Annotated in this window: 8 protein-coding genes; all 8 read right to left on the minus strand. The window is 36.5% G+C overall.

What is annotated here, in order from left to right; all coding sequences use genetic code 11:
* On the minus strand, nucleotides 1-694 hold a 694-nt coding region (locus tag AB3X49_RS14135; RefSeq protein ID WP_367962849.1), incomplete at its 3' end, for a DUF3388 domain-containing protein.
* Between the two features lie 139 nt (nucleotides 695-833).
* Complete coding sequence (locus AB3X49_RS14140) at nucleotides 834-1082, minus strand: DUF3243 domain-containing protein (protein ID WP_000114449.1); 249 nt, start codon at nucleotides 1080-1082, stop codon at nucleotides 834-836.
* Between the two features lie 76 nt (nucleotides 1083-1158).
* A complete protein-coding gene (ymfI, locus tag AB3X49_RS14145; protein WP_002014593.1) occupies nucleotides 1159-1872 on the minus strand; it encodes an elongation factor P 5-aminopentanone reductase in 714 nt (237 codons plus the stop codon).
* Nucleotides 1873-1989: 117 nt separating this feature from the next.
* A complete protein-coding gene (gene yfmH / locus AB3X49_RS14150) occupies nucleotides 1990-3276 on the minus strand; it encodes an EF-P 5-aminopentanol modification-associated protein YfmH (RefSeq protein WP_002014592.1) in 1287 nt (428 codons plus the stop codon).
* The gene (gene yfmF / locus AB3X49_RS14155) at nucleotides 3277-4551 is read right to left on the minus strand and encodes an EF-P 5-aminopentanol modification-associated protein YfmF (RefSeq protein WP_002033691.1); all 1275 of its coding nucleotides are present in this window, start codon (nucleotides 4549-4551) and stop codon (nucleotides 3277-3279) included.
* A gap of 210 nt (nucleotides 4552-4761) precedes the next feature.
* On the minus strand, nucleotides 4762-5721 hold the full coding sequence (locus AB3X49_RS14160) for an ABC transporter permease (RefSeq protein ID WP_002066758.1): 960 nt from the start codon (nucleotides 5719-5721) through the stop codon (nucleotides 4762-4764).
* The gene (locus tag AB3X49_RS14165; protein WP_078421714.1) at nucleotides 5722-6780 is read right to left on the minus strand and encodes an ABC transporter permease; all 1059 of its coding nucleotides are present in this window, start codon (nucleotides 6778-6780) and stop codon (nucleotides 5722-5724) included. It abuts the gene before it with no gap.
* Nucleotides 6773-8305, minus strand: coding sequence for an ABC transporter ATP-binding protein (locus tag AB3X49_RS14170; RefSeq protein WP_002128712.1), 1533 nt, complete (start codon nucleotides 8303-8305; stop codon nucleotides 6773-6775). Before AB3X49_RS14170 ends, AB3X49_RS14165 begins: the two co-directional genes overlap by 8 nt.
* Nucleotides 8306-8371 lie beyond the last annotated feature (66 nt).

Raw genomic sequence — 8371 nt, forward strand, 5'->3', positions numbered from 1 at the left:
ATTCGATAATATAATCAAAATCATCCAATGTGTATTCTGACTGACTCACAAACACATCCGGATGTTCCACAACTTTCGTTGCAGGCAATCTCATGATTTCACGAACGAGCTGCCAGTGTCTTTCATTTGCACGCTTTGTCGACACAATTCCATCTAGTATGAAAATATTATCGTCGCTATACTCATCTTCAATCAATTGGCTACGAACAGTTTGCTTAATGAGAGTAGATGATACGAATAACCATCTCTTATTTGCACAAACACTTGCGGCAACAATAGATTCTGTTTTTCCGACACGAGGCATTCCTCGTATCCCAATTAATTTATGACCTTCTTTTTTCATTATCTCCGCCATAAAGTCTACAAGCAATCCTAATTCATCACGCACAAATCGAAATGTTTTCTTATCATCTGCATCTCGTTGTATGTACCTACCATGTCTAACTGCTAGCTTATCTCTAAGCTTTGGCGGACGATATTTCGTTACCGTTATATTATCCATCGTATTTAAAATTGATTCAAGTCTAGAGATTTGTTCTTGATTATCACACATAAGCAAAAGTCCACGTCGTGCATTATCTACACCATTAATTGTGACAATATTGATGCCAAGCATACCGATTAACGAAGAAACGTCACCAAGTAAGCCAGGTCGGTTTTTATGTATTTCATATTCAAAATACCATTCAATCATCCAAGATCACTCCCCTACGCTTACTTTACACCTACGTACTATATTATATGATTTCACCTTAATAGGGAAGCTAAATGTATAATCTATTCCTCCTAATTACTATACAAAAAAAGTAGAGAGGAGAAGCTCCTCTCTACTTTTACTTATGTTGTACAAACTTCACCATTAAATTTGCAATTGTATGTTGCTCTTGTTCATCAGCAACTTTCCAAAGCTCAGACAATAATTTTTCTTGATCGTTGCGCGCTTCTACTTCATTTGCTAAATAATCACCAACACGAAATGCCATATCTGATACGGCACCACCATCAAGCCCTTTTCCCCCCGCTTGTTCTAAACGTTCTCCTAAAAAGCTCTTCCACTGATCAAAATTATCTAACACTGACATGTTTAAGCACCTCACTATTTTAGTAATAGAATCATGCTTAATTTGTACAATTTCTTGTTTTTTATGTAAGAATTTTTTAGCAATGCCAACCGCCATTCACTCCGATAATTTGCCCCGTAATATAAGAAGCTCCTGGCGAAACGAGGAAGGAGACTGTTTTTGCTACCTCTTCGGGTAGTCCTATTCTACCTAATGGAATATCTTCAGCAATTTCATTTTTATCATCTTCTGAAAATACATTTAACATTTCTGTTTCGATCGCACCTGGCGCTACCGCATTAACGCGCAATCCACTTAGAGAAACTTCTTTCGCTAAAGCCTTCACATATGAATTTTGTGCACCTTTCACCATTGAGTACAGCACCTCACAAGACGCTCCTATTTGCCCCCAAATGGATGAAATAACAACAACATTACCACTTCTCCGCCCGATCATCGGTGGAAGCGCCATCGATAAAAGTCTATATACACTCTTCACTTGAAGCTCCACCATATAATCTAATTCTTCATTCGTAACATCTGTTACTAATCCAAATATACTCTTTCCAGCTGCGTATACAATAACATCAATAGGATGTTCGATTTGTCCCCACAATTTCTCTGCTCCATCGATAGAAGCTAAATTTGCTTGCACAGGAATCACTGCATCAAACTCCTTTTGTAACCCCCTTATCTTCTCTTCGCTTTTATTGTAATGAATATAGACTGTATAACCATCCTCGATTAACTGCTTCGAAATAGCAGAGCCAATCCCTCCGCTTCCTCCAGTTACTAATGCATACTTTTTCATAAATTCCCTCTCTTATCTTTTTATGTATAAATAAATAATACCCTCATCTTACCATTTGGCAATAACCAAACGTTAGATGAGGGATATAGATACTGCGTTTTTTATTCACATATTACTTCATTTTTTTGGTAACACTTGGCAGACACTCATTTTCTCTTCAATTAATAATGTTTTTGCTGCTTGTTGTAGGTCTTGAACAGTTAATCCTTCTAACACTGTAAGAGCATCAAATAAACTAGATTCATTAAACGCATATCGTGTAAACTGATTTGCAATATATTCAGGTGAATTCAACGATCGTAAAAATCCACCAATTTTCTTTTTCTTCACCCGTTCCAGCGCAGTCTCATCTAACTGATCATAATTCGTTTGTAGTAAAATACCTTTTAATCGCTCTGCCAATTCATCAGGGTGCTTCGTATCTCCACCAACCATTGCAAAACCGAAGTTATTTTCTTCTGTATAGTCATACGAGAACGAATCATCAATAAGACCTTCATTATATAAAGATTCGTAATGAACTGACCCTTTTCCAAATAAATAATCTAAAAGTAATGTAAGTGCAATTTCTTGTTTTAACAGAGCTTGCCCTTTTTCTTTTAAATTCGTTGCCTTAATACCAACTAAACATTTTGGAGTTTGAACAGGCATTGAAATAATCTTTTTCTTTTCATTTACTTCTTCTGGTTCCTCTTCAAAAGAGCGAACGATTTCTGGTTGATTTTCGTAATCTTTTTTCGCTTGATTTTCACGAACTAAATCCATTGTTTTTTCAGGATCAATCGCTCCAACAACAAATAATAACATGTTGCTCGGATGGTAAAAAGTCTCATAACATTCATACAGTAGGTCTTTTGTAATCTTACTAATAGACTCAATCGTCCCTGCAATATCAATTTTAATTGGATGTTTCACAAACAAACTATCGATTAACCCAAAGTATAAACGCCAGTCTGGGTTATCTTGGTACATTTGAATTTCTTGACCGATAATACCTTTTTCTTTTTCAACCGTTTTTTCAGAGAAATACGGTTCTTGTACAAAGTCTAACAACGTATTTAAATTTCTCTCTACATTTGATGTACAGGAAAAGAGATAAGCGGTTCTTGTAAAAGATGTAAAAGCGTTCGCTGAAGCACCTTGTTTACTAAACAATTGAAACGCGTCATGGTCCTCTTTTTCAAACAATTTATGCTCAAGGAAATGAGCAATTCCATCTGGTACACGAGTCATGTCTTCTTTTCCAAGCGGTACAAATGTATTATCAACAGAACCGTACTTCGTCGTAAATGTTGCAAATGTTTTGTTGAAGCCTTGTTTCGGTAAGATATATACGTCTAATCCATTCGGAAGTTTTTCATAATATAGCGTCTCTTTTAATTGCTCATACACAATTTTCTCCATTTATTCTCCCTCCGTTCCATGTAAAAAGTAAATTGTATCTAGTTCAATATTATTAGCAACTTTCACAATCTCTTCTTTCGTCACGCTTTCTATGCCCGTTAGCCATTCTTCAACTGGACGCGTACGCTCTGAAATCACCCCGTGATAAAGCATTTCAACAAAACCACGTGGTGTATCAATTGCCTCTAAGATTTGATTTTGAATTACACTTTTCGTTTGCTGAATCTCTTCCTCTGAAAAATCACCGCTTTGCATTGCTTTCATCTGTTCTTTAATAATTTCAACAGCTTTTTCAAAGTTCTTCGCTTCAATTCCAGACATAACGAAGAGCAAACCTTTATGACTTTCAAATCTCGATGCTGCATAGTACGCTAAACTATTTTTTTCACGGACATTTACGAATAACTTCGAATGAGAAAACCCTCCAAATAATCCGTTAAACAATTGTAATGCAAAATAATCTTCATCTTTATACGTAATGAATGTGCGATAGCCGATATTTAATTTACTTTGCTTTAGTTCTTGTTTTTCAACAATTTCTTTTTCTTCATTATTTCGTTTATGAAGAAGTACATTTCTCTCTTTCATAGCGCGAGGTGAAATCGAAAAATACTTATTTACAAGCTCCACAGCATCTTCTGAAATATCACCAATGATATATAAATCCATTTCATCTTCAGCTAACACTTTTTGATAATATTGATACAAACTTTCATTTGTAATAGAAGCAACACTTTCTTTTTTTCCATTTGCACTTAAGCGATATGGTTCTACTTTGCACATTTCTGCAATTAAACGCTCGTTTGCATAACGCATTTTATCATCATAAGTAGCTTCAATTCGTTGCAAGAGTGCTCGTTTCTCACTTTCTACAATAGAAGATAGAAAACCGTCCCCTTCTGTTGCTGGATGTAAAACAATATCAGATAACATAGAAAGCGCTTTTTCAAATAACGGTGGTGCATCGCGTAAATATGTTTCATTTGCAATGTCTACATAAATAGAGATGATATGGTCTTCCCCTTTTTTACTTACATCTACCGCTAAAGAAGATCCATATAATTCTTCTAAATATTGACGAAGACGAATTACAGAAGGCAGTTTTTCTGTCGCACTTTGCAATACGTACGGCAATAGGGCACGCTCTGTCACCGTCTCCTCATTTAAAGGTGCTTTAAAACGAAATACAAAGGTATTTGTTTTAAATTTATCAGTCGGAATAATATGTACTCGCAAGCCACCTAATTCATGCAGTTGCTGTTCCATTAGTTTCATTAATAGCCCTCCTTTACGTATGTAGGAATATTCCTCTTCAATATACAGTTTTTAGAAATAAAAAATCAACTTTTCTTCCTTATTATGCTTACATTTGAGTCTTTCTAAAAACTTTAATATGTAAGGAACATAGTAAAATTCCGTATTAAATATATTCTATGTAAAAAAGCCCGCACTAATGTGCGAGCTTTTTTTATACTTTCTAAATACTCATCGTTTTCCTTTTTCATAAGGCGTTCCTAATGCTTTCGGAGCTTCAGATCGGCCTACAAAACCAACGAGTGCTAATATTGTAAATACATACGGTAATATCGTTAAGAATACACTTGGAATTTCTTTTAATATAGGAATTGTACCACCTGTTATCCCAAGTGATTGAGCAAATCCGAAGAACAGCGCTGCTCCAAGAGCACCAAGTGGATTCCATTTACCAAAGATCATAGCTGCTAGTGCTAAGAAACCTTGTCCAGTAATTGTAGCACCTGAGAAGTTACCAGAAATCGACATTGCGAAGACCGCACCACCCACTCCTGCAAACATTCCAGATATACAAACTGCAATATAACGCATTTTATATACATTAATCCCCATCGTATCTGCTGCCATTGGATGTTCACCAACAGCACGTAGACGAAGACCGAACGGTGTTTTATAAATAATGTACCAAACAACAAATGCTAAAATAATGGCAATATACGATGTTAACGGTACATTTGAGAAAAAGATTTTCCCGATTACCGGAATATCCGAAAGTCCTGGAACATCGATTTTTTCAATGCGGTATTGAATAAAATCAGTCTGTCCTTTACCAAAGATTTTCTTAATCGCAAATACTGTTAAACCGAGAGCCAAAAAGTTAATCGCTACCCCGCTTACTACTTGATCCGCGCGGAATGTAATGGATGCTACTGCGTGAAGAAGTGCAAATAACCCACTACCAATAGCTGCAAATAATAGTGCAATCCAAGGAGTCATTGCTCCCCACGTATCACCCATTAATAACGTTGTAACGATACCAGTAAATGCACCAAATAACATTAAACCTTCTAATGCTATATTTACAACCCCAGAACGTTCACTGAACACTCCACCTAACGCCGTAAAAATAAGTGGCGCTGCCGTATATAACGTACCAGTCACAAGAATGGCTAAAATATCTATAAAGCTCATTTATTTCCCCTCCTTGCTCATGCGTGTAAGTGCCCAGCGTAAAACATAACTGCAAGCAACAAAGAAAATAATACATGCGATAATAACATTAATTAACTCAGAAGGTACATCTGCTTCAAAATTCATTTGCGGGGCTGCACTTTTCAAACCACCGAACAGTAAAGCCGATAATAATATACCAAACGGATTATTTCCTCCAAGAAGAGCTACCGCAATCCCATCGAATCCAATACCAGTAAACGATGTCATTGCCGTCATACTTTGGAATGTTCCTAGACCTTCCATTGCCCCACCAATTCCAGCAAAAGCGCCAGCAATTGTCATTGATAATACAACATTACGAGAGACTTTCATCCCTGCATATTGCGATGCATTTTGGTTAAAACCAACCGATTTTAACTCATATCCTAACGTAGTTCTATCTAATACGAACCACATTACAATAGCAATTAAAATAGCTACAACAATTCCCCAGTGCAAACGAGATCCATCTGTCAAAGAAGATAGCCAATCAGAAGCTAATGAAGCACTCGCTTGTACATCATAAGATTTCTCATTACCTTCATGTATAAAACGTTTAATAAGATCATACGTAACATAAAGTGCAATGTAGTTCATCATAATTGTGACAATTACTTCATTTACTTTAAGCTTTCCTTTTAAATATCCAGGTATAAATCCCCATAAACCACCGGCAATCGCGGCTACTAAAATAGATAACGGAATATGCAAAAATACTGGTAACGATACTGCATATCCAAACCAGACAGCGGCAAGCCATCCGACTAATAATTGTCCTTCTACCCCAATGTTAAAGAGACCTGTACGAAACGCAAATGCAACAGACAGACCAGCTAACACGAGTGGAATCATCGTACGTAGCGTCTCACCGATAGCCTGCGGATTTCCAACCATTCCTTCCCAAAGCGCTGCATACCCAACAATTGGATCATATCCACTAACTAACATTACAATGGCACCAACAAGTAAACCAAAAATAACGGATAATACAGGAACTAAAATGTTAATTGTTCGCTCCGTTAAAAATTTTTTAGCCATTTGTATTCACCTTCTCTTTCTCCGTTCCGCCAGCCATCAACAAACCAAGCTGTTGTTCATTTGTTTCTTTCGCATCGACAATTGCTACAATTTTACCTTCATATATAACAGCAACTCGATCACTTACATTTAAAATTTCATCCAGTTCTAGCGATAGAAGTAATACTGCTTTCCCATTATCTCTCTGCTCGATTAATTTTTTATGAATAAATTCAATCGCACCTACATCTAAACCACGTGTTGGCTGTGCTGCAATTAATAAATCTGGATTACGATCTACTTCACGTGCAATGATAGCTTTCTGCTGATTTCCACCTGATAGAGCACGCGCTAATGTTTGTTCGCTAGGCGTACGTACATCAAACTGTTCAATAAGCGCCTTTGCTTTCTCTGTGATTTTGCTAAAATTTAAAATCCCCTTCTTTGAAAATGGATTTTTATAGTATGTTTGCAAAACTATATTGTCTTTAACAGAAAAATCAAGAACTAGCCCGTGTTTATGACGGTCTTCTGGAATATGACCAATTCCTTCCTCTGTAATTCTTCGAACAGGCCAATTCGTTATTTCTTTTCCTTTAATTGCAATAGAACCTGACTCAACTTTTCGTAAACCAGTAATCGCCTCTATTAATTCACTTTGACCATTTCCATCAATCCCTGCAATACCAACGATTTCTCCTGCACGAACAGTTAAGTCAAGGCCTTTTACAGCAGGTAATTGGCGTGCATCATGAACGACAAGATTCGCAACAGACAGAACCTCCTCTTTCGGTTTGGCCCCTATTTTTTCTGTTTTAAAATTCACTTGACGTCCGACCATTAATTCTGCAAGTTTATGTTCATCCATTTTCGCAACGTCAACTGTACCAATTCCTTTACCTTTACGAATAATTGTGCAACGATCGCAAACTTCCATAATTTCTTTTAATTTATGTGTAATAAGAATGATAGATTTTCCTTCTTGCACAAGCTTTTTCATAATTTGAATCAACTCATGAATTTCTTGAGGAGTTAACACTGCAGTCGGTTCATCGAATATTAAAATCTCCGCACCACGATAAAGCGTCTTTAATATTTCAACCCTTTGCTGCATCCCAACCGAAATATCTTCAATCTTTGCATTTGGATCAACAGCTAAACCGTACTGTTCAGATAATTGTTTAATTTCTTTTGCTGCCTCTTCGACAGCTATTTTCCCTTTTCTCTTCGGCTCATTTCCAAGAATGATATTCTCTGTAACTGTAAAATTATGAACAAGCATAAAGTGCTGATGGACCATCCCAATTCCAAGGTCATTTGCTATATTCGGATTTGTAATTTTTACAGGGGTTCCTTTAATTTTAATTTCGCCCTGTTCTGGTTGATACAAACCGAACAGTACATTCATCAACGTTGATTTCCCTGCACCATTTTCTCCAAGTAAAGCGTGTATCTCTCCCTGTTTTACTTGCAGCGTAATATCGTCATTCGCTACAATACCTGGGAATACTTTTGTAATATTGTTCATCTCAATTACGTATTCCATTTTGTTCCTCCTTCTAGCAGGGAACACTCCCCAATTACACTCTATTAAAAGTATTTATATATATAC

Source organism: Bacillus sp. C30 (assembly GCF_040838255.1).
In the GTDB taxonomy this organism is placed as follows: domain Bacteria; phylum Bacillota; class Bacilli; order Bacillales; family Bacillaceae_G; genus Bacillus_A; species Bacillus_A mycoides.